Origin of the sequence: Novosphingobium sp. NDB2Meth1, from assembly GCF_900117425.1 — a bacterium.
GTDB lineage: Bacteria > Pseudomonadota > Alphaproteobacteria > Sphingomonadales > Sphingomonadaceae > Novosphingobium.
In genome coordinates, this window is sequence record NZ_FPEH01000020.1 from 1 (window position 1) to 2,657 (window position 2,657).

Genomic DNA, 2,657 nt, shown 5'->3' on the forward strand with positions numbered 1-2,657 from the left:
ATGACGCTGGAAACCCTCGGCTCGGTGAGCCATAACCCCATTGTCAGCCTGCCAGCTCTGGCTGCCTGACCCGAACCTGATCCTACTGCGGATCGACGGTTCCTACACCACCCCGTGGGACACGACCCACTCGGGGTCCCGCCGACCCTGAAATACCAGAGCGATGGCGGCCCCGCCATGCGGGACATCTTAGGCCTGCTAAAAGGGGCGGACGATGCGCAGGCCGACCAGATCGCATTCTTCAAAAGCCAGATCCTGTTCTGGCTGATTGGTGCGACCGATGGGCATGCCAAGAACTTCAGCATATTTCTCAAACCCGGCGGCCGCTACAATCTCGCGCCGTTCTATGACGTTCTGTCTGCGCAGCCGGCCGCGGACAGAGGCCAGATTGCGCCAAACCGATTCCGCCTCGCCATGTCGGCAGGCACGAACCGTCACTATCGCATTAGTGAAGTGATGGGGCGGCATTTTGTACAGACGGGCAAGGCCGCCGGCCTTGGCCGTGTCGCCATGCGCGATGCGATTACCGAGCTCCTTGAGCGATCGGCCGATGCGCCCGAGAAAGCGCTCGCCGCGATGCCGAACGATTTCGCGCAGCCGATCCACGAAAGCATTGCCGCCGCGATCTCTAAACGCCTGCCGCTTCTCGCGGCGGCGCTGGAAGACCTTTGATCACCGATAGAGATGCAAATTGAACGCCGTTCCTCGCTGCCAGACGAGGAACGGCATAACCTCCGTCGAGACGGATGGGCCGTCAGCCAATCTGCTCGACCAGTTTCGCCAGAATACCTGCGGCGCCCTCGAGCGGAATGAACAGCCGGGTCTGGAACCGGATGATCTCGGTGAAACAACCCTGGGCCTTGTACCAATCGAGCCAGGCAGCCGACCAGCCCGTGAGCTCAAGCCGCTGCGCGCCGTTGACGAGGCTGCGCTTGAGCATAAGTGTCTCGCGCGCCCTGACCGGCATGGCCCGCCCGCACGCGAGGACCGCCGCGACGAGACTCTCAGGCGCAATGTCAGGCCGCGCATCGAGCCCCAGAGCGCTGCAGATCTCACCGACAGCATGAAGCGGAACCTCGCGCCCCAGGAGCGAGCGGCCGTCTCGCGCGGAGATTCTGCTCACCCGGACATGATCCGCAGGCAGCTTGTCCCAGACAGGCAGAAGCAGGCCGGTGGCCAGATGAAGCCGCTCACGTTTGAGTGAGGACAGCGCTTCATCGACCTCGGTCTGCCAGGCCGCGCGGAATGTCGGTTCGTCGACGGCCTCCCAGCTACTTTCGGCAAGCTGGTCGGCGGTGAGGTAGCCCCGCTTCAGGGGACGCACCAGTTCGTACCGTACGATCCGGCTACCCTCGTCGGCCAGCAGGCTGCGCGCCGGGACCTGCAGGGCGGCCCTGCCCGAACGCGTGTTGCACAGGAACCGATGGCGATATCCTGATGCCGCTTCCAGCTGATCGAGCCGCTCCAGCGTCAGCGGTTTGAGCGCGCGGGCGATTTCGATTTCAAGCAAGTGGGTCGTCGCGCCCGACACGCTGTCGGTCCTGAGGAGAGTATCGGACAGGACCTCGAAGCTCTCGACGGCGATAGTCTCGAGCCCGAGATCGAGCGTGCCTGCGGCCCGCGCCGCATCGATGCGCGCTTCGACCAGACCGAGGAACTCATCAAAAATCCCATTCTGCAGACCGATCGGGAGCGCGAGGATACGGTTGAGCCAGCGCTGGATCGTGGGGAGATCATCGACCATCCCGCCGTCCGGCCCCTCGATCCTGAGACCGGTCAGGTCCTGGAAACGAGCCAGCTCAACCGCCTCGAGCTTGCCCTGGAACAAGAGGCCAAACCAGCGATTGAGTGCATCCTTTGCATAGGTGCTTTCGAGATTGTCGGCGGGGTCGAACAGGTTCTGCCCGCCGGTTTGGCGCTGGCCGCGCGTCAGTGCGCCAAGGCTGTCGAGCCGCCGGGCGATCGTCGAGATGAAGCGGCGCTCGCCGCGCACGTCAGTGGTCACAGGGCGGAACAGCGGGGCTGAGGCCTGATTGGTGCGGTTGGTGCGGCCAAGCCCCTGGATGGCGGCATCGGCACGCCAGCCAGGCTCGAGCAGAAAATGGACACGCCGCGCCTGGTTCTTGGAGGCAAGATCGGCATGGTAGCTGCGCCCCGTGCCGCCGGCATCCGAGAAGACAAGAATGCGCTTGTCGCCGTTCATGAAAGCCTGTGTCTCGGCCAGGTTCGCGCGCGGCGTGCGCGACTGGAGCTTCTGCCGTCCGTCAGACCCGATGATGAGACGACGCGTGCGCCCGGTGACTTCGGCGACCTTGTCAGTGCCGAAGCGTTCGATGATCGCATCGAGCGCGGTCGCGATCGGCGGCAGTGCGCAAAGCTGCTCGACCATCCGGTCACGTGCTGCGAGCGCGGCTTGGCAGAAGACCGGGCAACCCTGCTCGTCGCTCATCGGTTCAGAGCGGGGATTGCCGTTCTCGTCGGTGAACACCACCATCAGCCGGACGGGAAAGCTCTTCATCAGGTAGTCGACCACGTATTCTTTGCAGTCGACATTTATGTCGAGCATTGCGGCCGGAGGCGTGGGATTGCGTCGATTGGTCATGATTTTACTCCAGATAATATGGGGGTTGAGGGAATGTCCGGGGACGGGCTAAGCC

General features: G+C 63.6%; 2 protein-coding genes. One reads left to right on the plus strand and one right to left on the minus strand.

The window, feature by feature from the left end:
* Positions 1 to 114: 114 nt before the first annotated feature.
* On the plus strand, positions 115 to 672 hold the full coding sequence (locus tag NDB2M1_RS15410; protein WP_072383754.1) for a HipA domain-containing protein: 558 nt from the start codon (positions 115 to 117) through the stop codon (positions 670 to 672).
* A gap of 82 nt (positions 673 to 754) precedes the next feature.
* Here NDB2M1_RS15410 and NDB2M1_RS15415 read toward each other — a convergent pair whose 3' ends face one another.
* The gene (locus NDB2M1_RS15415) at positions 755 to 2,449 is read right to left on the minus strand and encodes a strawberry notch C-terminal domain-containing protein (protein ID WP_371328212.1); all 1,695 of its coding nucleotides are present in this window, start codon (positions 2,447 to 2,449) and stop codon (positions 755 to 757) included.
* Positions 2,450 to 2,657 lie beyond the last annotated feature (208 nt).